The organism is Flagellimonas sediminis (assembly GCF_010500845.1).
GTDB classification, from domain to species: Bacteria; Bacteroidota; Bacteroidia; order Flavobacteriales; family Flavobacteriaceae; genus Flagellimonas; species Flagellimonas sediminis.
This window is the reverse complement of the sequence record NZ_JAAAMI010000006.1, coordinates 58,641-80,368: the sequence shown is the minus strand read 5'-3', so window position 1 is coordinate 80,368 and position 21,728 is coordinate 58,641. Positions and strand designations below refer to the sequence as shown.

Below are 21,728 nucleotides of genomic sequence, written 5' to 3'. Positions count from 1 at the left end.
CAATTTAGTGAAAACAAGCGTTAAATTCGTTAATGAACTATTAAAATAGGTAAGCCCCGATAATAATTTACTCTAAAAACCTAGCCTTAATGACAATCCTGATCGTTGGAGTGCTATGTTTCCAATTCAGGTTTTCTTGTTTGAAACCCCAAGTTTTTTAAAGTTGAATTTGAAACAAGGGATTTCCTAATTGAAGAATTAGACATGTTTGCTAGTTGATCACTACCCTAAATCCAACATCCTGTCTTCTAAGGTACTTGTTGAATTTTTTCTTGGAGTTGACCTTGACCGAATTGGCATCCTCAAAAAAACTACCGCCCATTACTGCTGGGTTGGTCGGATCTCGCTCCCCGGCAAGAGTCCATTCCCAAACATTTCCGCACATGCTGTACAAACCTAATTCGTTAGGTTGCATGCAAGTTATGCAATCTGGTTTTTCTCTGCTATTTCCAATATACACTACAAAGGCATTGGGCAAGTCCTTGTTATAGATGAAGTCAGGGGTGTCAAAATTAGTGGAACGTGCCGCATATTCCCATTGTTCAGGGGTAGGAAGGGTAAATGTTTCCTCATATTGTTTAGAAAGCCAATTACAATACTCAATGGCCTCTGCATAGGTTACATTTGCAATGGGCAATTTAGGGTCTCCCCATCCCCATTCCGGTGCCGGGGGCATTTTTCGACCTGTGTCTTTGCAGAATTGTTGAAAATCTTGAATGCTTACTTCGGTTGAGCCCATGTAAAAAGAACGTATCTCTTGGGTTAAATGAGTTTTGACCGAACCGGTAACACTATCTGATACCTGTGTGCCAAAAAAGCCTTCTGGAACCAAGATCATGTCCACGGGCAAATTGTTCTGGGCAAATGTTCCCTGTATGGAAAGCAGCAATGTGAAAATTATCAATCTTGTTCTCATGGTTTTGCCTTTAAAGATTATTTCTTCTGTTTCTGAAGGACCTTGATTTCCGTTCTCAATGCATCCAACAACGCTTCAGATAGGGTCACAGGGAAACGAGCCACATACGGATGGTCCGTTTCAATGAGTTCATAATCTGCATCGGTCACATTTCCAGCATTCCAAATGGTAGGATCTATGCCATAGACTTCCCTTTTGGAGCAATTTTCATGTTTCATCCAAAAACCGATATAAGACAGCGGTGGCTCAAAGGTATCGGTTGCCCCGAAGGTAAAGTTGAAGATGTCCACTTCTTCAATACATGATATGGGAATAACCTGTTCAATTTTTTCTACGGTGACCAAGGTGTCATATCCCTTGATTCTTTGAACATAACAGAGAAAAAGGCTATCACCAACAGTAGTTGTGCTGGCATTGTAAAATTTATAGGTCAAGGAGTCCGATGCCATTTCCTCTTCCAATTCCCTATGGACAAAAGTGACATTTTCGGAAAACTGGGATTCCAATGTTTTGGTAATCCCAGTTTCAAGAGGGGTGTGTTTGGCTTGACCATAGATGGAAAAGCAAGAAACCAAGCAAAGGATTGCCATCAAAGCGTGCCCAGTGAATCTTTTAAAAGAATTTTGATTTAACATGGTTGTTGGTTCCTTTGTAATATTTCCATTCCCCTGTTTTCACTCCATTTTTATATTCTCCTATGGAGTGGCTATAGCCTTCCTCCACAATAGCGGCCAGTCTTTCGTCCTCTTTCCACAGCCCTTCTTTTACCCCGTTGGAGTAGTTACCTTCAGAAGTGACCTCACCCGCACCGGACTCATAAAGTTTCCAATACCCATGTTTTAGATCACCCTTATAAGTTCCCTCTACGTGTAAAGTGCCAAATTTGTAGGACTTGTAGGGGCCATCCATTTTATCGTTCACGTAGTTTGTTTCGATCCAAATGCGGCCATCTTCATCATAGGAAACACATTTACCCTGAAGTTGCCCATTGATATAAGTGCAATCTGAAATAAGCTGGCCATTGGCCCAATAGGACTTGTTGCTCATAATATTCCCTTCGTTGTACTCGATAATGGAACCTATGGTTCCATCTTCATTGAAGTGTTTTGTTTCTCCATGAGGGATTCCGTTCTTAAAATGACCGATCTGCTCAATCTTGGGTTGGACATCCTTGGCGGCCAAGTATGCTTCGTTCAGAAAATATTTCTTCCATTGCCCATGTTTTTGGTTGTTGAGAATTTGACCTTCGGAAAGGATTTTGCCATATCCATATTCCTTAAGATAGATTATTTGATCGTTTTCATAGGTCAACTTTCGTCCAATGTTGCCATCATTGTAATATTGGGTCCATTCACCCACATGTTTCCCGTTCTCAAATGCCCCCTCTACATTGGTTTTCCCATCTTCGGAATACATGGTGTATTTCCCATGCAATACCCCGTTGACCTTACCGACCCGTTCCATGATATTTCCACTGGAATAGTAGGTTATGGTATCGGTTTGACCGAATGCTAGGGCAATCGAACAAAAAAGAAAGAGAGATAAAACAGTAGGTCTCATTGGTCTATTGTATGGTTTCTATTAATGGTATGGAAGTATCCTGTAATACACCCCCGATCATCTCGGCACTTAATTTTGCGGTGACTACGGCACTGTCATGTGGGGAAAGCATATTGGCCCATTTCAAAACTTTTATGGTATCGCCCGCTAGGGAAGTGATTTCAGATACATCAAAATCATAATCGTTTTTCATATCGGTCTCCAGATGGGTTCCTATTTTATTCCATGTAATGCGTCCTAAGAAGGAAAAATTGTTCAATGTCTTGTTCAACAATCGGAGATTTTCCATCGCTTTTGCACCCAGTTTACTGTTGGAGTTGAAGACGAAAGTTGCAGGAAATACGATTCCGTCCTCATTTACATAATGAATGATGAGTTGTGCAGCGTCCACGTTGAATTTTGCAACCCGAGCTCCTCCGGTCTGTGATGCAGCACTGACCACGGTCTGCGCCATTTTTCGGCCTAGATCGGCCCCAACTCTTTTAAGTTGCCTGCCCTCGGCAAGATCCACAACCTCAAGTTTTATGATGGAGGCCAACGGGATATCGCTAAATTTACTATCGAGCGGGCCTCCTTTTTCAAATGAGGCCGCATCTGAGTTGTAAAATTCCAATTTTCCGTTTGAAATTTGGGCAACTGTAAATTGTTGTTTCAATTCGGAGGGCCTTAACAAATTGGGTCCTGGTAGCCCACTCACATAGCGGTTTAGGGCAATAGTGTATGCATTGTTTGTTTCAGAAAGTGATTTTTGCAAAGCAAGACTTTCATAGTTGTTGCGATTTCGTAACTCTAAGGCTTCACTTTTGGAGTATTGTGTTTTGGACAGAAGTTCTTCGTACTGTTTTTTGGTGGCGTTACTCTCCATGTCCTTTCTCGAAGCCTTCCTTTCGGCCTGCGCTCCCGAGGTATCCGCACCGTAGTCGAACGCTTTTTGTTTTAAGTTGGTGAACCAATTATAGATGCGTAAAAAGAAAGGCAGCAAAATCCAGGCCCATCCATATTCGATGACCATCGATTTAACACTTTCAATACCATCGGTGGCCCATAATACAATACAAGTCAGTAGAAAAAGAACTATGGTAAGTTTAAAGTTCTTGATAAGTTTTTTGATCATTGGTCTTGATAGATTGGTGGTTAAGTATGAAATAGTTAACGAAAGAGAAGAACAAAATGATATATCCGACTAGTCTTAAACAATTAAATTTGGGCTTCACCAAATTTAAAAGTCAGGAACAACAAGTTACAATACCCTAAATTGGGTATTTTATGAATGGCAGGCCAAATTGATACATTCAATTTTAAATGTATCCTTTTCTAATACATTCAGCGATAAGCTCCGAAGTGTTTTTGGCACTGGTCTTTCGAAGGATATTCTTACGGTGGGTAAACACGGTTTGTACGGAAATGTTGAGGTCCAGTGCGATCATTTCTGTGGACAGGCCTTGGGCCAACAGTTTGATAACTTCCGTTTCACGAGTCGTGAAAATAGGCTTTTCCATGGTATATTCGAACGGCACAAAATCATCAAAGACCGTATCATCAAAAACATCCAGTTCCAAGTAGGAGGGAGACCCGTTAAGACCGATCAACGAAAGCTTTTTATTATTGATGGAAGTGATGTGTTCAATATCGGTATGGGTGCCGAACACCTTCAATAGCGCACCATCTTCCGTGGTTTGCATGGTAACGGTCTGCATCAGGAACAAACGGTATGATCCATTGGCCACTCTCTCCCTTAGACAATAATTGATTTTGTAGTTAACCATGTCGGATGGAGGTATCCTGTTTTTTAAAAAGTGTGCCACCACATCTTCACACCGAAGAAAAAAGCTTAGATCTTCTGGATGGATACGATCAATGAACATGTTCAGGGTAAAATCTTGTGGTTTAATACCAAATACTGTTTGTATAGAATCACTGACAATGTCCAAAGTTAAGGTTGGGGAATCAATAATGTAGTAGTAATAGGGCCCTGGGCAGAACAAATTGGCCAGATAATCCACAACGTTTACGGTTTCCAGGTTCACCGACTTTTTGGCCAAATAATTGTTGTGCGACTTCCATATGTCCACAACAACCTCTTTACTGCTTTTCATACAATAGGTTGGTTGGTATTGACTATTTTAATTTGAATGCTTGGATTAAAATACGATAGAAAAATCAAAAAAGGGGGTTAAGGCCTACCCGTTGCGGAAATTTGACTGTTGACTATGAAAAATACAGATGGGTAAGGTGATACAAAATAATAGAATATGGTGAAAAAAAAAAGGGCTCTCCTTTGGAGAACCCTTTTTAGTAGCGGGAACTGGACTCGAACCAGTGACCTTCGGGTTATGAGCCCGACGAGCTACCTACTGCTCTATCCCGCGATATGGACGGCAAATATACAAACAATAAATAAATCTACAATGGATTTGTGTTTTTGTTTTTTATATACCGTTATATTGATAGGTAACTGGAAGATATATTTCTTTTAAAGCTCGACCTAAAGGTTAAGGCTTGTGATTTCTGGACTATCTTTTGAGTAAAATACACCTCTCCAAAATTGCTTGCCCAACCCATTATATGTCCAAACAATCTCTCCGTTGGGGGCTACTTCCCAAAAGCCAAAATCACCTTCACAGATTAAGGTGTTGCCATTTGGAAGCCTGGATGCGCCACCAATTCTTGGAAAAAACAGGGTACTATCCGTAAATTCAAAAATGATATTTGGGTCTGATCCAATGGGAGTACTTCCATTAATCTCCGGCAATAAAAATTCCATTGCGCTAGATTGTCCTGCGGCATTATTATTGTTGAAAATCAACACACTTATTTCCCCTGAATTGTTGACAAAGGAAGGGTTATGGTTGAAATCAAAAATGTTACTGCCCTCAATATCCCCAAAAACTCTTTGGTTGCCAAATCGATATAGCAAATCCCCGCCTTTATCAAATTGTCCTCCACTGCTGGTTCTTGCTTGTTCGGATGTGGTGCTATGGTCGATGATCCAGACTTCACTGAAAAAATTGATGCTCAGTGCAATGATGTCCTCTTCTGGCAAATAATCAATTCCGTTGGCATGCATAACATCTCCCAAGGCTACAAACTCATGAACATCGGAATTTGCATAAAGAATATTGATTTTATCCGTTTCCACCGCTGGATCACCAAAAGAACCCAATTCCGAATTGAAGTCTTGAACTATATGGTCCCAACTTTTCCATTGCCAAACTATCTCATTGGAATCTGGATTGATTTCGATTACTTTTTCAGTAAATATGTCCGATGTACTGTTCAAGCCAACGGCTGTTGCTTCGGCCAAAGGGATTCTTTCCCAAACAAGTACCAGGATATTTCCATTGGGCAATTGGGTAAGGTCGTGATGGGTAATTTCATTTTCAGTGGCCAAAACATATTCCCAAAGGATGTTCCCTTCTTTGTCAATTTCCCTGATAATTCCACTTTGACCACCAAAGGCAATAGGTGTTGAATCAACCTTGAAAAGCCCTATCAGATTACCTTCGGGAGTAAGTTCTATATCTTGGCCCAAAACCCGATCAAAGGTCCAACTAAAGACTTTTGTACCATCATGGTCTATCAAATAACAAGTGTTTTGTCCATTTTCTATAGCAAGAATATACCCAGAATCATCAATTAGGCCAGAATTGAAAAAAGTGATTTCTGCATCAGAATTGGTAGGTTGCTCATCGACTTTTTCCTTAAAGTTGGCATGTAGGTCAATAGGTTTATTCATTGTTATTGACAGCACAGCAGATGTTGATTCTGAATCTCCGCTCCATTTTTCGAATTCAAAATTGGCATCAGGAGTAGCCGTAATGGAAATCTCAGTACCCTCTAAATAGATGCCAGAATCCACGTCAACTGTGCCGCCGGTGCCTACGGTTATGTTTAAGGAGTGAAAAATTTGTTTTGGAGTTTGGTCCTTATCACACCCAAGGCTTAAAAGACAAATGGTAAGATAAAGGACGGTCAGTCTTTTTTTCACAGTACAAGTTTTAATTTCTAAGTTAATCAAAAATAATTGGGTTAAATATAACTGTTATTTTAGATTGAAGATATGGGTTTAGCTTTGCTGACATTGATTCCTGCCCTTGAGCTAAAATGATTACCTTGTGGATTTTTTGATATGTATGGAAGCTATCAACGATTTTCTTACCACCATTTTACCCTATACCGAATGGCCCATGTTCATCCTGCTAATTGGTGGTGGCCTCTTTTTGGTTTTTTATTCCAAGTTTGTTCCCTTTCGATATTTTGGCCACGCACTTGCCGTGGTTTCTGGGAAATATGAGGATAAAAATGCCAAAGGCGATGTGAGTTCGTTCCAAGCTTTGTCCGCAGCTGTTGCCGCAACCGTTGGGTTGGGTAATATTTCCGGTGTGGCGATTGCCATACATGATGGTGGGCCAGGAGTTGTTTTTTGGATTTGGATGACGGCACTTTTGGGCATGGGGATTAAATTTTATTCCGGTAGCTTGGCCATCATGTTCCGTGGTATCGATTCTCAAGGAAAGTTACAGGGTGGACCAATGTTCTACATAACCCAAGGGATGGGAAATTGGGCAAAACCTATGGCCATTTTTTTTAGTATTTGTGGGTTGGTCGGATTCTTAGGAGTCTTTACCGCCAATCAGTTTACCGAAGCATTTATGGGTGTGGTAAAACCTCATGAAACCCTTTTTGCCACCAGTGAGTACAACTGGAAATTGATCATAGGGTTCTTTTTGGCCATTGTTACCTCCGGGGTGATTTTTGGAGGATTGAACAAAATTGCAAAGGTGGCATCTGCTATTGTGCCCTTTATGGTAGGAGTTTACTTGTTGGCCGTAATTTTTGTGATGGCCAGCAATGCGGGGGACATTTTGCCTGCCCTTAAAATGATCTTTGTAGAGGCCTGGAATTTTGATACTATGGTAACCGGAGGCTTTTGGGGATTGGTGATCATTGGGGTCAGGAGGGCCATGTTCTCTAATGAGGCTGGTTTGGGAAGTGCACCCATGTACCACGGTCAGTCTCGCAACGATGAACCCACCAAGGAAGGGCTTGTGGCCATGTTGGGCCCATTTATAGACACTATTATGGTCTGTACCTTTACCGCGGTGGTCATTATTTTGAGCGGAGCCTACTTGGAAGAGGGTAGCGGTATCACTATGACCATGTCCGCTTTTGAAAAAACAATGTACGGCATCGGGGATACCTTGTTGATGGTAATTGTGGCCGCTTTTGCACTTTCTACCCTGTTTACCTATTCCTATTACGGGGTGAAGAGCCTTTCGTTTTTAACCAATCCGAAAATTGGAAAATGGTATAATGTGTTTTTTGTCATCATGATCGTTTTTGCGGCAGTGGCATCTTTGCAACTCGTCAAAAATCTTATCGACCTATCTTATGCTTTGATGGTGATACCGAATATGATTGCAGTGTTGTATCTTTCGCCCAAGGTAAACGCTGCCTCCAAACAATATTTTCAAAAAATGAAGAAAGGTGCATAGATCGGGTTTCGTAAATATTATTGGTAATCCCAATGTTGGGAAGTCAACGTTGATGAATGCCTTTGTAGGAGAGAAACTCTCTATCATCACCTCCAAGGCGCAGACCACACGACATCGTATCTTGGGAATCGTGAACGGGGAAGACTTTCAAATGATCCTATCCGACACTCCTGGAATCATTAAACCAGCCTACGAACTACAGACCTCCATGATGGACTTTGTTAAATCCGCTTTTGAGGATGCCGATGTGTTGTTGTATATGGTGGAGATTGGGGAAAAGGCATTGAAGGACGAAGAGTTCTTCAAAAAAATCAAGAACAGCAAAATTCCGGTGTTGTTGCTCCTCAATAAAATTGATACTTCCGATCAACAGGTTTTGGAAGAACAGATCCAATATTGGCAAGAGCAGTTGCCCAATGTAGAGATCCATCCCATTTCCGCTTTGGAGAATTTCAACGTCAAGGAAGTGTTCGAGCGCATTTTGGAATTGCTGCCCGAAGGGCCACCCTATTACCCCAAAGATCAGTTGACGGACAAACCCGAACGTTTTTTTGTGAACGAGACCATCCGAGAAAAAATCCTGCTCCATTATAAAAAGGAGATTCCTTATTCCGTGGAAGTGGAAACCGAGGAGTTTTTAGAAGATGAGGACATCATCCGAATCCGCTCTGTAATTATGGTAGAGCGAGATACCCAAAAGGGAATCATTATCGGTCACAAAGGGAGCGCCCTAAAAAAGGTTGGGGTGGAGTCTAGAAAAGACCTCCAAAAGTTCTTTGCCAAACAGGTACATATAGAACTGTATGTAAAAGTCAACAAAAACTGGAGGAGCAATGCCCAACAACTCAAGAGATTTGGGTATAACGGATAGGTTTCCTCAAATTCTTTGAAATCCCGAAATGGTTTCCCTGAACAAGGATTTCAATTGCTCCATTTGTCCTTCCCCCTTCGATTTTCCCAATCGCCCAAAAGCGTATAGGGCAAACCAGAGCAATACCAAAAAGAACATTCCCACCATCAAAAAAGTAATGTCCTTGCCCAATGAATGGTTGGAGTAGGCAAAAATACCCAGGATCACAAAAAGGGTACCCACCCCAAAATGAAGGAACATGAAAAAAGTCCAAAGGGTAGGGTTGGGGCCAAAAACCCCTCGGATGTTGCTCACGCCCTGCTCGTATGAGGAAAGCTCAAGGTGTAATTGCGGGGTCCAAAAATTGGTATCCGCTTTCCGGAACTTAATAAAAACATGCTCATCGAGCCTATTGATCAAAAAACCATCCTTTTTTAGAGTGTCGTAACTATGTTTCAATGCTTCCACATCCGTCCTCAAAGTAACATGGAAACGTGGCCTTAAAACGATCTCATTGGTCAGGTCGCTCATAACAGTTTGAAAATGATAAAAAAAGGTATCATTTTTTCTTCATAATAAATGGTACTTTTGCCAAAATTTAATGCAGATGGGAGCTATTGTAGCTATCGTAGGAAGGCCCAATGTGGGCAAATCCACTTTTTTCAACAGATTGATCCGTCGCCGTGAGGCGATCGTGGATGCCGTGAGTGGGGTTACCCGTGATCGGCATTATGGAAAAAGTGATTGGAACGGCAAGGAATTTTCTCTGATCGATACCGGTGGATATGTACTGGGAAGTGATGACGTCTTTGAAAAAGAAATCGATAAACAAGTGGAACTGGCCATTGGTGAAGCGGATGCCATTATTTTTATGGTGGATGTGGAATCTGGTATAACCGGTATGGATGAGGACGTGGCCAAGTTGCTTCGCAAAGTGGATAAACCCGTCTTTTTGGCCGTGAACAAGGTAGATAATGCACAACGTATGGCCGATGCCGTGGAATTCTATGCTTTGGGATTGGGCGAATATTTTCCGCTTTCCAGTATCAATGGAAGTGGTACAGGGGAATTGCTGGATGCTTTGGTAAAGGTGTTACCCGATGTAAAGGAAGAAGAAAGTGAATTGCCCCGTTTTGCAGTGGTAGGTCGACCCAATGCAGGAAAATCATCTTTCATCAATGCGTTGATAGGGGAAGACCGATACATTGTAACCGATATTGCAGGAACTACGAGGGACAGTATTGATACCAAATACAACCAGTTCGGATTCGAATTCAACTTGGTGGATACGGCCGGTATCCGAAAGAAATCCAAAGTGAAGGAAGATTTGGAGTTTTACTCCGTAATGCGTTCCGTTCGCGCCATTGAGCATTGCGATGTTTGTATCTTATTGATGGATGCTACCCGTGGTTTTGACGGACAGGTGGAGAACATTTTTTGGCTGGCCCAACGAAACAATAAAGGTATCGTGATTTTGGTGAACAAATGGGATTTGGTGGAAAAGGATACCAATTCCGTAAAAGAATATACGGCCAAGATCAAAGAAGCCATTTCTCCTTTTGAAGATGTGCCGATCCTGTTCATATCCGTGTTGAACAAACAGCGCATCTATAAGGCCATCGAGACGGCAGTGGAAGTGTTCAAAAACCGTTCAAAGAAGGTGCCTACCCGAAAATTGAACGATATCATGTTGCCCATTATTGAGCATACTCCACCCCCGGCTTACAAGGGTAAGTATGTAAAGATCAAGTTCTGTACCCAGCTGCCAACACCATATCCACAGTTTGCTTTTTTCTGCAATCTGCCGCAATATGTAAGGGATCCCTACAAGCGGTTCTTGGAAAATAAGTTGCGGGAGAATTTCGACTTTACGGGTGTTCCGGTGACTATTTTTATGAGGAAGAAGTAGCGTTTTACTGCTCCGAGGCTAAAAGTACCTCCAGTTTTTGTTGAATTCGATTGCCCAAATTGTCCATGGCCGTTAGGATATATGCCCCAGGTTCAATGTCCAAAACAAGCTCGTGGAAGTTTTCCGTTTTGCCCATATAGGTATCATCCAAATACCAATATACCGTGGCATTGTTTTGTTGATGGGCCAATTTTAAAAGGATATCCTTGGTTTTGGTACCTAGGTCTTTTGGCAGCAATACCGCTTCATTCGCTTTCGGATAGATGAATTCCATCAATTGGTTCTCCATTTCGGAACAATTGGCCATGTAAGGGGGCAATTCATTGTAATTGGGATTGGAAAGGGCATAATAGTACTCGATGGTAGGTGGGAGAACGAACCAGTTTTTGGCTACCATGTTCTCCAAAGGGTAACATTCCGAGTTTACCCGATAGGTTTCCGAAGCATCCAAAAACAATTGTTGGTGGAAAGGGCAGGGGCCGCTTCGGGTACCATGGGTAGGAACGTATTCTTTTTTTACATCGTCACAAAAGACCGAAGCCCGATAACCACTTTGCGAACAGATCTCTACTTCTACCAAATCATCAAAAGGTTCTTGGAACCATCCGCTATGAGGAAGGGCATCCAAAACTTCGAATAACAAGGGGGCGGCCGCTGTGATTCCGGTCAGGCCGGGCCTACCTTCGCCATCGGCATTGCCGGCCCACACCCCAATGGCATATTTGGGCGTTACCCCAACGGCCCAGGCATCCTTAAATCCAAAACTGGTGCCCGTTTTCCAGGCAATGGGTTGGGAGGAATCAAAAAAGTGCCAGTTTTCATCCCCTTCGGGGCGGTTTACTTCATACATGGATTGAAAGGTGGAGTAAATGGCCCCGGCCCCAAAAATGGGAGGGTCAAATTGTGGGGTTCCCAAATCGATTTCTGTTTCAGACAGGTATGAAGGTTTTACAAATTCGTTGGTGCGATAGGTGCTGGAATGTCCCACGAAATAGTTTAAAGTGGAAGCCATGGACGCATAGGATTCGGTTACCTCCCAAAGGGAGCTTTCTGCACCTCCCAATATCAAGGAAAGACCATAATAGGAGGATGGCCTGTCCAGTGAGGCCATGTTCATTTTCTTGAGTTTGTTATAGAATTTTTGAAGGCCATATTCCCGTAACAATCTCACGGCCGGGACATTCAGGGAGCGGGAAAGTGCTCTGCTGGCAGGTACGGCGCCTACATGTTTTTTGTCAAAATTTTGGGGATGATACCCATTGACCACGGTCGGTACGTCCTCCACCAAACTATGCGGCAACAACTGTCCTTCATCCAATAGGGAAGCAAACAAAAATGGTTTTAAGGTACTTCCTGTACTTCGGTTCTTGGTGATGATGTCCACGTAATTGGCATGTTCTTTTCCCGAAGGGGAATTGCCCACATAACCCAAGACTTTTCGGGTTTCCACATCGAGCACCAAAATGGCCAGATTATGGATTTCGTTGCTTTTCAATTGATGGTAATGCCTTTCGGCCAAGATGTTCAATCTTTGTTGCAAAGCCCTGTCAAGGGAAGTCGCTACACGTTCCCCGGGATGTTCGTTTCGGATGCGTTCGGTAAGATGGGGGGCCATGTCGGGCAAGGGAACCGGTTTTTGGGGAAGGGGCTCGGCAATGGCCAGTTCATATGTGGTAGCGTCAAAGGTTCCTTTATCCCTTAGTTTTTTCAGAAGCGCATTTCGTTTTTCAAGAAGTATTTGCTCGTTCCTTCCGGGAAAAATGAGGGAAGGTGCATTGGGCAATACGGCCAGTGCCGCGGCTTGGCCCCAACTCAGTTCTTGGGCGGGGATACCGAAATAACGCCAAGCCGCTGTTTCCAATCCTACCACGTTACCACCATAAGGGGTGTGGGAGGCATACAATCGTAAAATCTCTTTTTTGGAATACCTCCATTCCAGCCGCGTGGCTAGGAAGATTTCCACCACTTTTTCCGCATAGGTCCGAGACTTGTTCTTCCTGCTCAACCGGATGACCTGCTGGGTAATGGTGCTGCCACCCCTTCGGGATTTTTTGGTCAGGTTATGACCAATGGCCTTTACAATGGAGATGGGATTGAAACCGGGATGTTTATAGAAATATTCATCCTCGAACATGAGGACGCATGCTTCAAAACGTTTGGGAACCGAATCCATTTCGGGAAACCGCCATTGACCGTCATCTGCAATCCGCGCCCCGATCAAAGTGCCATCAGAACTGTTCACCACGGTTGAGGTGGGGTCGTCAAACAGATTTTTAGGCAAACAGAACAGCCACAAGACCAAGAAGGCCATAAAAATGGCCAACTTGATTTTATGCTGGTATGCAAACTTCTTTAATCGTTCCCAAAACCTGTTCATTCCAAACACATCACTGTACTACTTTGATCCAATTTCCTTTGTTTCGTGCTTGGTAGTTGTTGTCGTACATAGCCTCTACTTGGGCTCCCGGCAAATAATAATCACCGAGGAAAGAAGCATTCAATTTAACGGTAAAAGTGGCCGACTTTCTCGCCCCAAGGTCAAAATATAGATGTGTACGGTCGTCGCGGGTATCCACATAATCCGCTTTGGTTGCATTCGGATTGTCCCCGCCAGCAAAGGAAGTGTCCACAATCTCCCAACCACTGGGCACTATGTGGGTCAACGCCAGGTTGTCGATATAGTCGTTGGAACTGTTAAAGACGGTAATCTCTGCTTGGAATTCGGTTCCTTGTCGCAGTTCAGAAACATCCAAGGTATTGCCCAAGGCATCTTTGTAGGTCACATTGAGGTTCAGGTTCTGTTGTTGTGCCAACTCTTGTCCCACAGGCAATTTTCCGGTCTGGGTCAGGGTGGCATAAACGGTATTTCCCTGTTTGTTGGTCACTTGTATCTCATTCTTGAATGACGTAATGGTGAGTCCTCTTTGTGCAATAGCCCGATCGGTTTTTACCACAATCTCCTTACCGTTGTTGGTATAGGTCAGGTCGATGGATTTTCCTCCGTTTTTCATCACCATTTTGGAAAGGGACAACAAGGCAAAAGCCGTTTCCTGGGTGCTGTACCAACTTTGGGAAGACAGGTCCTTGGCAAGGGAAATGGACAAATCCCTTTGTTTGGAATCTCCCAAAATCACCATGGTTTCCAGTGCCATGGCCCTATTCCTGAATACGGAACCATAGGTTCTGTAATCATAATTGCTAGGTGTAAAGTTGATATTGGCCTTTTGTGCGATCTCTTGGGCCACTTCTTTTTTTCCGGCCAACGCGTATGCCGCTGCCAAGCGCCATTTGGCCTCGTTGCTCAAGTTTTTGGCTTCGCGAAGACGGTTCATTGCTGCCAATTCGGGCTGTTGCGCCAAAGCCAAGGTGTACAGGCGATACGCTTGTGAAATATCATCGTTATAACCAGTACTTTGATTGCTCCATTGACGGGCTGCTGTCTTTTGATATTTCAACCAATTGGTCAAGAACGTCAACGGTAACTGATAGCCCTGTTGTTTGGCTTCCAGCATAAAATGACCTGCGTATGAGGTGCCCCAATCATCGGCATTGCCATAACCTGGCCAGTAACTGAGTCCCCCGTTCGGGGTTTGGAAATCGCCCAATTTTTTGATGGCCGCCTTTACGTTTTTCCCAATCTCCTTTTTCTTTTCAAAAGTGATGTCCAGCACATCCGCCAAAAACAATTGTGGGAAAGCCGCCGAGGTGGTCTGTTCCACACAACCATGAGGATATCTCAACAGGTAATCCAATCGCTTGCTGAAATCCATAGGAGGTAAAGTGGAGAATTCGATAAAGGCCTCATTGGTCCCCGAAGTGCCGAACGTTTCAAAAGGAATGGTCATACTGCCATTGGCATCAATGGTATATACATCGCTTTTTGTGGTGATAGGGTTCGGGTTTTCCACATCGATCTCCGTTTTGCTGCTCGCACTTTCCCCGGCACCACTTGCCGTTACGGTAATGGTCTGGAATGAGGAAGCGGGCTTCACCTTAAAGTCGAAATTCACGATCTGTTCCCCAACAGAATTGAAGTTAATGTTCTTGGTTGTTTCCCCAATAGCCTCCAAGGCCTTGCCTGCATTGATGGAAACTTTTACATTTTTCACTTTGGGTTCCATGGCAAAAACGGTAACCGGAATGGTCACGGTTTCTCCAGGGGACAATTTTCTGGGGATAGACGTCAACACCATCAAAGGTTTACGCACCGGAGTGGTTTTTTCGGTGTTTCCGTAGGCACTGTTCAAGTTGCCCGCTACAACCATGGTGCGAACCGAGCCCACATAATTGGGCATTTCAATGGTGTGGGATGCTTTTTCACCCGCCTTCAAGGTAAAAGGGCCTAAATACGTGACCACAGGTTTGAAGCGTTGGGCCTTGCGGTTTTTCGCTCCGGCCCCGATGCCACCTCCACCAATGGCGTAGATGTTGTCCACACTCACAGAGTAGGCACCCATCACATCATCAAATATATCGAAAGTCTTTACCCCCAATGCTTGTCTTGCATAAAAGGAAGCATGGATATCAGGGGTCCTGAAACGGGTCAGGTCCAAAAGACCATCATCCACTACGGCCAAGGAATAGGTCATAGGTTTTTTATTCGCTTCCGAAACAGTAACCTTAAATGATGATTCGGGTTCCAGTACTTCGGGCATCGAAATCTGGGGTTCCAGCAACGTGGCCGGGTTTTCCACCAATAAGGGAACAACGCCGTATAATCGGATGGGGAGGTCGTTGGCTATCTGTCCATGCGGTTGCAACAAAGAAATGTTGATGTAGGCATTCGGAGCCATTTCCGCCGTAATGGGAATGGTGGCCTTCGTTTCCTTGGCAGTGGTCTCGATCCATTGTTGGGACACGACTTCGGTGCCGTTTTCGATGCTGATCAAGGCCCTTCCACCTTTATCCGAAGGGAAAGTAATGGTAGCCTGTTCTCCCAATTTGTAGTTCTCCTTATCTGCCGAGAATACCAAAATCTTGGAACTTTCAGAATCTCCTGATGGCCTTTTCCACCAATTGCGGTAGAAATAAGCCGTGCGCCCTGTTGCATGTCCTGCTTCATCGATCACCCGAATAAGGAAACGTCCACCATCATCGTCGGGTACATTTAGGTTGAAGTTGGCCTTGCCATCCGCTCCGGTGGTCACGGTCATTTCCTTGAACGGACTGTGAACGGAGGCATTCTCATATCGGGATAGGTTGTCGTACCCCCGGTTCCACCACCAGCGCCATTCAATTTTGTACACCTGTACTTTCAATTTTCGATTGCCGGATGGCTTGCCTTGGTCGTCCACGGTGATGACAGCAAAGGTGTTGTTCTCATCGGTCATGAATGAACCGTACTGCTTGGCCTCTGGGGAACGCAATCCCACAAAATAGGGATAGGGCGCCACGTTTTTGGTGAACACGTCTATGGAAAAATCCCCGCCACCTTCAAACACCTTGGTGGTGAACGTTGCTTGGAGCATACCGGGGGCGTTACCGTTGATATTTATTTTTTCGTTGATGTCCAACTCTCCGTTTGCATCCAATTTGGAAGAAATCCATTGCAGTTCGGTATCATAAAAATCGCGTGCAGGGTCTTGGAACACATAATCCTTCAGCTTTGGGAACGCATTGGAAGCTTTGCTCAAGTTGGCATTGATATCGATTTTGAGATTACGTGCGGGAGCACCGTGCAACCATTGAACAATGGCTTTGCCACGGTTGTTCGTGTTGGCCTTCAACACTTCGTCATCAAAAGAAAAATCCACTTTTAAACGGTTGGGTTTTACCGTGGCCACTTTCAGGGATTTGTTGAACTGGGCACCGCCCACAAGAACTTTAGCTGACCAATTTCCCGTTGGGGCATCGGCTTGGGTCGGAATAGGGAAATAATAAAAATTTTCCTCTTTTTTGGCAAACAATCCTTCCGAAACAGGAAGGGTTCCCTCGGTCAACACATTGCGCTGTACCAACTTTCCGCGGGCATCACTCACCTCTAAAGTAACAGGGTGACCCATGGGCAATGGGTTTCCTTTATCGTCCAGAACAAAGGTCAGATGGATCACATCCCCAGGACGGTGAACCCCTCTTTCGGTATACAGAAACCCTTGAAGGCCCCGTTGCAATTCTTCCCCGGATACGTCAAATGTGCTCAAGGACAATGCATTGCCATCTAAAAGTTTGACATAGGCAAAATTGTTGTTCTTTTCCGCAACGGCGAAAGCCACGCTCTTATCCCCGTCATAAATGGATAACCCAGAGGCATCAGTGGTCACCTCTCCCAACAATTGCTGCTGATAGTTGTAGAGCTTGATGATAGTATTGGCTTCGGGCTTGGTGGTCAACAGATTGGTGGCCGCAAAATGGTAGGAGCGGTTGTTCCCTTTTTTCACGATCAAGCCAAGGTCGCTGCCCAAAAGATTGGTGGATGCAATCCTGTCATAATTATAATAGGCCTGGTGACAAGGGTTGTCGCGGTTCTCCCAATCATACTCGTAGTCTCTCCAATAATAGATTTCATTGTCCCAATAGCGCTCTTCCAAGGATTCCTCATCGGAGTTGGATGTATAGGCTTCTGTTTGATCTTCGGAAGTTTCGGAATCATCACAGGAATAGGTAGTGTGCTCTTTTTTAAAGCTGAATTCAACTCGGTACAAGGAACCAGGGTTGACTTTGATCAAGCTCGACAAGTCAAGGGCATGGGCTTTCCAATAACTGGAATTTTCTTCTCCATTTTCTGCAAGGGGAAGCACTTTGTAGGCCACCCTTCTTCCTACAGGCCTGAAATCGGGGCTATAACTCTCCGTAAGGTTGTTGTTCTGCAGGTATTGCAGCATGTTGTTCTCAAAAACCTGGATCACGCGAACTTCCACGGCTGACAGGTTCACCGTCTCAAAATAGATGGGGGTGGAGGCGGCATTGGGTAGAATGGTTCCTTTGGAAATCAATCGCACTGCGGGTTTCAATTGTTCAAAGGAAACCAGTTCGGAAAAGGTGTTCTTTAGGGTAAAGCCATATTCGCTTTTGATGCCCTCAAAAACATTGATCCGTACTTCTCCCAAAATACGATTGGAGGGGTAGACTCTCAACACATTACCATTGATCTCGTACCTAAGACTCTCCGCATTTTCGACAGTCACCAATCCATTCAGGTTTTGGTTTTGTTTTAAGGGTTCCGAGAAATTCAAGGTCAAGACGGCATTAGGGGAAGAGCTAGTTTTGGCATCCACTACTACAAATTTGTTCAATCCGGGGATGGTGTAATTTTCCGAACCTTCGTTATCAATCCCAAGTGCCTTTCCGGTCCATTCAATGGTAAGTTCGCTGTCGTCCGCTTTCCTGGAAATACTATCGATCTTAAAACTGAAGTATTGGGCATTTTCCGAGGCATTGTCCCATTTTACAGGAACGTTTTTATCGCCCTGCTTTATGGACAAAATGCTCTCTATTTTTGAAGCATCCAAAATATCCGAAGCATCCAAGGTGCCCGTTAAATATTGCCATTCCTTGCTATAGGACTGAAGACTTCCCAAATTGATTTTGAAGTTGGGTGCAATGGTCTTGAAACTGAAGGTATATTTTTTAAAATCACTATCGATGTTTTCAAACAGTTTGCTGAGGGCCAAAGTGACCACATATTCCGTGTTCGGTTTTAAATATTCGGAAGGCTGGAAGGTCAATTCCCGACCATTTTCAATGATCAACTTGCCCTCCACCTTTGGTGAAATCTGCAAATATTCCATGGGCAGTTCTTGGTTGAGCTCAAATTGCTCCAACTGTTGGGCAAGGGCAATGGTTATGGGAGTGGATATGCTTTGGTTGCCATGGGTATGGTAGCTGATATAATCCTTGAATTTGAAGAGATTGTCGGTATCGGGAGCTTCTCCCTTCTTTTTACAGGATGCGACTAAAATCAGGAACGAAAACAGGGTGATTTTTAAAAACCGGGACATGCCAAACAGGGTGTTAATTAAACTATGGATTTGCCAGAACAAGATAGCTAAAAATAGGCACGGGAATCCGGTAAGTTGATGAATGGGGTGTTGGGATTTACGAATGTTTTTTTGACAATGGATATGTATAGCCAAATTTTTATGATTTTTTTAAGGTCTACACCTGTTTTTGTTGAAATTTTCTCAAAGTTTCGTTAAAAGGATCGCCAATAAAATTTCAATGCAATATTTTGGTTGACAGCTAAGTCAATCACAAAACAAACTGCCATTTGAAAAGAATTTACTTCTACCTCGTTTTTGTTTCCCTATTTTTTTCCTTTACCCCAATGTCCGGCCAAGAATTTATGGTCAAGGGTAAAATTGTGGATGCCGCCACCGGAAACCCAATTGAAGCGGCCACGGTATATGCCGAGACCATAAAGGACAGCACTTTGGTCACTTACACCATCACCAATGCCGACGGATTTTTTGCATTAGAGGGAAAAACAGCATACAAAAAACTGCGGTTGGCTTTCTCATCCAATGGATACCAATCCGTAGCCCAGGAAGTGGAGCTTAAACCCGAAGTTACCCTTAGTGAAATTAGGCTTGAGGAGCGGGTTCAACAACTCGCAGGTATCGATGTGATCGGGGAGCGTGTTCCCATCACCATCAAAAAGGATACATTGGAATTCAATGCGGACTCGTTTAAGGTCAGGCCAGACGCCACGGTGGAGGATGTCCTCAAAAAACTCCCTGGAGTGGAGGTGGACAGTGATGGGAAGATTACCGTCAACGGCAAGGAGGTGAACCAGGTACTGGTCAATGGACAGGTGTTTTTCAGCACGGACCCGAAGGTGGCGACTAAAACCTTGTCAAAGGACGTGATCAGTAAGATCCAAATTACCAATACCAAAACCAAGGAACAGGAATTTGTAGGTGATGAAGGGGATGGCGAGACCAAGACCATTAACCTCACGCTCAAAGAGGATAAGAACAAAGGGTATATGGGCCGATTGTCCGGCGGATACGGAACGGATGACCGGTATCAGGCCAACGGATTGCTCAACTATTTTAACGATACCCAACGGATCAGTGTACTGGGGAGCTCCAACAATATCAACAACCCGGGATTCTCCTTTGATGAAATATATGAGATGGTTGGCAATTCCCGGGGAGGCGGCTTTAGCTTTAATAGCAATGGTGGGTTTGCCATAGGAAACATGTCGTTCGGATTTGGACAGGGGATTACCACTTCTTCAACTCTGGGAGCCAGTTATGCCGACCAGGACAAGGGCAAGTACAAAACGGACGGCAACTATTTTTATGCCTACAGCGATTCATACAACAACGAAAAAACGTTTCGGGAGAACATTTTACCCGATGGCAGTTATTTTACCGACACCGAATCCAGTTTTGTGGGGGCTACCATTTCCAATCAAGGGGCCGCTAATTTGGAATTTGATGTGGACAAGACCACAAGAATCACCATTCAGCCCAATTTGAACATGAACAGCACGCGGTCCACGGATTCGTCCAATACCGTTTCCACGGATGAGGATGGAAATTTGATCAACAGCAGTACCAGTTTACAGACCACGGATGGTTTCCAAAGAAATTTTGGCAATCGATTGGAGATCATGAAAAAGCTGGATACCCTGGGTAGCTATGTCCGGGCCTATTTTGATAACAGCAATCGGGTGAACGACTCGGAATCTTTCTTGAATACACAGCGTAGTATTTTCGGGGGCAACCCCAGCGAACAGACCCAAGATCAGCGTACCACGATTGATAATTCCAATGATTCCTATGAGCTGGGAGCTTCGTACCGTCACTCCTTGAACAAAGATCTATACCTGGATTTCCGATACAGCTACAACAACAATGAGCAGAACAACGAACGATCTGTTGCCGATTTTGATGATGTTACGGGGGACTATGTTTTCAATTCAACGTTGAGTTCGGATTTTAACTTCAATGTGAACAAACACATTCCCGAAATCGGGTTTGGTTCCAACGGAAAAAAGTTACGGTTCAACTTTCGGGCAAGACTGGAACAGATAGGTTTGGACAATGAGGATTTTATCCAATCCACCACCTTTTCCAAGGATTACAGCAATCTTTTGTTCAACTCATACCTGAACTATGACATTGGCAATGGTAAAAGATTCAGTACCAATTACAATTCCAATTTGAATGTACCTTCGGTAAACCAGTTGCAACCGGTTCCGAATGTGAGCAACCCCTTGAACATTATTGTGGGTAATCCCAATTTGGGTCCGGAAATCAATCATAATATCTATTTGAATTATAACGATTATAATTGGAAGGACAGAACTGGAATTTTCATTTATTCTGGGATGACGCTTGAAAAGGACAAGATTGTTTCCAGCACTACCACGGACGAAAATTTTATCAGGACAACTAATTATCAAAACGTGGCAGGAAACTACCGGGGTTGGATGGGAATCAGCTATTCCAGGCAAATCAAAAAGGATAGCTTGTACACCATGAAGTTTACCATCAATCCATACGCCAATATCAGCCGTCAAGTAGGTTTCACCAATGGAAGTAGGTTAGAGGCCAAAACTCTCAACTTGAACCCAAGGATTGGGTTGTTGTTCAACTTAATGGAGAAAATAGAATTGGAGCCGGAATACCGATTGGGCATCTATTCCACCCGTTATAACCTGGATAATGTGAACGATATCGATTACATCACGCACAACCTGGCCATTAAGTTGACGACCTTTTGGCCTGAAAATTTGGTCTGGGGGAATGATATCACCTATAGCTACAATGGAAATTTGGGTGCCGGCTTTGATAAGGATGCCATTTTCTGGAATATGAGTTTGGGACTTCAAATGTTTAAAAAGAGGGCTACTTTAAAGGTATTGGCTTTTGACCTGCTCAACCAGAACATCAACTCACAAAGAACCACCGGACAGGATTTTATTCAGGATTACCAAGGTACCGTTCTTAAGCGTTATTTTATGGGAAGTTTGACCATCAAATTTGATTCTTTTGGAGGAAAGGGCGCGCCTAACCAGGGAGGAGGTCCTAGGTTCATCAGATTCTAAGA

General features: G+C 43.8%; 13 protein-coding genes and 1 tRNA gene. 4 read left to right on the top strand and 10 right to left on the bottom strand.

The annotated features are described in order from the left end of the window. Positions 1–211: 211 nt before the first annotated feature. From GTK07_RS12765 to GTK07_RS12735, 7 genes are all read right to left on the bottom strand, one after another. Positions 212–916, bottom strand: coding sequence for a formylglycine-generating enzyme family protein (locus tag GTK07_RS12765; RefSeq protein ID WP_163635638.1), 705 nt, complete (start codon positions 914–916; stop codon positions 212–214). Positions 917–933: 17 nt separating this feature from the next. Next, a complete protein-coding gene (locus GTK07_RS12760) occupies positions 934–1,506 on the bottom strand; it encodes a hypothetical protein (protein ID WP_163635637.1) in 573 nt (190 codons plus the stop codon). A 22-nt stretch (positions 1,507–1,528) separates the two neighbouring features. Continuing rightward, positions 1,529–2,476 carry a toxin-antitoxin system YwqK family antitoxin gene (locus GTK07_RS12755; protein ID WP_163635636.1) on the bottom strand — a complete coding sequence of 316 codons (948 nt, stop codon included), beginning with the start codon at positions 2,474–2,476 and terminating at the stop codon, positions 1,529–1,531. A 4-nt stretch (positions 2,477–2,480) separates the two neighbouring features. Beyond that, positions 2,481–3,590 carry a hypothetical protein gene (locus tag GTK07_RS12750; RefSeq protein ID WP_163635635.1) on the bottom strand — a complete coding sequence of 370 codons (1,110 nt, stop codon included), beginning with the start codon at positions 3,588–3,590 and terminating at the stop codon, positions 2,481–2,483. Positions 3,591–3,774: 184 nt separating this feature from the next. After that, complete coding sequence (locus tag GTK07_RS12745) at positions 3,775–4,572, bottom strand: LuxR C-terminal-related transcriptional regulator (RefSeq protein ID WP_163635634.1); 798 nt, start codon at positions 4,570–4,572, stop codon at positions 3,775–3,777. A 200-nt stretch (positions 4,573–4,772) separates the two neighbouring features. Then, positions 4,773–4,845, bottom strand: a tRNA-Met gene (locus GTK07_RS12740). Between the two features lie 116 nt (positions 4,846–4,961). Continuing rightward, positions 4,962–6,464: an aryl-sulfate sulfotransferase gene (locus GTK07_RS12735; protein ID WP_163635633.1), complete on the bottom strand. Its 1,503-nt coding sequence runs from the start codon at positions 6,462–6,464 to the stop codon at positions 4,962–4,964. Between the two features lie 145 nt (positions 6,465–6,609). Here GTK07_RS12735 and GTK07_RS12730 point away from each other — a divergent pair, with 145 nt between their 5' ends. Together GTK07_RS12730 and era are read left to right on the top strand one after the other, a co-directional pair. Next, positions 6,610–7,971 (top strand): alanine/glycine:cation symporter family protein, encoded by a 1,362-nt coding sequence (locus GTK07_RS12730; RefSeq protein ID WP_163635751.1) that lies wholly within the window; start codon positions 6,610–6,612, stop codon positions 7,969–7,971. Beyond that, positions 7,964–8,842: a GTPase Era gene (gene era / locus GTK07_RS12725; protein ID WP_163635632.1), complete on the top strand. Its 879-nt coding sequence runs from the start codon at positions 7,964–7,966 to the stop codon at positions 8,840–8,842. The genes GTK07_RS12730 and era overlap by 8 nt, the downstream gene beginning before the upstream one ends. 6 nt (positions 8,843–8,848) lie before the next feature. Here the strand turns inward: era and GTK07_RS12720 are convergent, their stop codons facing one another. Next, positions 8,849–9,352 carry a GTP-binding protein gene (locus GTK07_RS12720; RefSeq protein WP_163635631.1) on the bottom strand — a complete coding sequence of 168 codons (504 nt, stop codon included), beginning with the start codon at positions 9,350–9,352 and terminating at the stop codon, positions 8,849–8,851. A 76-nt stretch (positions 9,353–9,428) separates the two neighbouring features. Between GTK07_RS12720 and der the strand changes: the two genes are divergently transcribed. Beyond that, the gene (gene der / locus GTK07_RS12715; protein WP_163635630.1) at positions 9,429–10,730 is read left to right on the top strand and encodes a ribosome biogenesis GTPase Der; all 1,302 of its coding nucleotides are present in this window, start codon (positions 9,429–9,431) and stop codon (positions 10,728–10,730) included. A gap of 4 nt (positions 10,731–10,734) precedes the next feature. On the opposite strand, the gene pbpC is transcribed toward der, so the two are convergent. Both pbpC and GTK07_RS12705 read right to left on the bottom strand, forming a co-directional pair. Beyond that, positions 10,735–13,107 carry a penicillin-binding protein 1C gene (gene pbpC, locus GTK07_RS12710; RefSeq protein ID WP_163635629.1) on the bottom strand — a complete coding sequence of 791 codons (2,373 nt, stop codon included), beginning with the start codon at positions 13,105–13,107 and terminating at the stop codon, positions 10,735–10,737. A 10-nt stretch (positions 13,108–13,117) separates the two neighbouring features. Further along, on the bottom strand, positions 13,118–18,667 hold the full coding sequence (locus GTK07_RS12705) for an alpha-2-macroglobulin family protein (RefSeq protein ID WP_163635628.1): 5,550 nt from the start codon (positions 18,665–18,667) through the stop codon (positions 13,118–13,120). 269 nt (positions 18,668–18,936) lie between these two features. On the opposite strand from GTK07_RS12705, the gene GTK07_RS12700 reads away from it, so the two are divergent. Then, positions 18,937–21,726: an outer membrane beta-barrel protein gene (locus GTK07_RS12700; RefSeq protein ID WP_203583793.1), complete on the top strand. Its 2,790-nt coding sequence runs from the start codon at positions 18,937–18,939 to the stop codon at positions 21,724–21,726. Positions 21,727–21,728 lie beyond the last annotated feature (2 nt).

Bases quoted from the DNA above. Each gene is read 5' to 3' on its own strand.
- GTK07_RS12765 (WP_163635638.1), bottom strand. From the start codon at position 916: ATGAGAACAAGATTGATAATTTTCACATTGCTGCTTTCCATACAGGGA.
- GTK07_RS12760 (WP_163635637.1), bottom strand. From the start codon at position 1,506: ATGGCAATCCTTTGCTTGGTTTCTTGCTTTTCCATCTATGGTCAAGCC.
- GTK07_RS12755 (WP_163635636.1), bottom strand. From the start codon at position 2,476: ATGAGACCTACTGTTTTATCTCTCTTTCTTTTTTGTTCGATTGCCCTA.
- GTK07_RS12750 (WP_163635635.1), bottom strand. From the start codon at position 3,590: ATGATCAAAAAACTTATCAAGAACTTTAAACTTACCATAGTTCTTTTT.
- GTK07_RS12745 (WP_163635634.1), bottom strand. From the start codon at position 4,572: ATGAAAAGCAGTAAAGAGGTTGTTGTGGACATATGGAAGTCGCACAAC.
- GTK07_RS12730 (WP_163635751.1), top strand. From the start codon at position 6,610: ATGGAAGCTATCAACGATTTTCTTACCACCATTTTACCCTATACCGAA.
- GTK07_RS12720 (WP_163635631.1), bottom strand. From the start codon at position 9,352: ATGAGCGACCTGACCAATGAGATCGTTTTAAGGCCACGTTTCCATGTT.
- der (WP_163635630.1), top strand. From the start codon at position 9,429: ATGGGAGCTATTGTAGCTATCGTAGGAAGGCCCAATGTGGGCAAATCC.
- pbpC (WP_163635629.1), bottom strand. From the start codon at position 13,107: ATGAACAGGTTTTGGGAACGATTAAAGAAGTTTGCATACCAGCATAAA.
- GTK07_RS12705 (WP_163635628.1), bottom strand. From the start codon at position 18,667: ATGTCCCGGTTTTTAAAAATCACCCTGTTTTCGTTCCTGATTTTAGTC.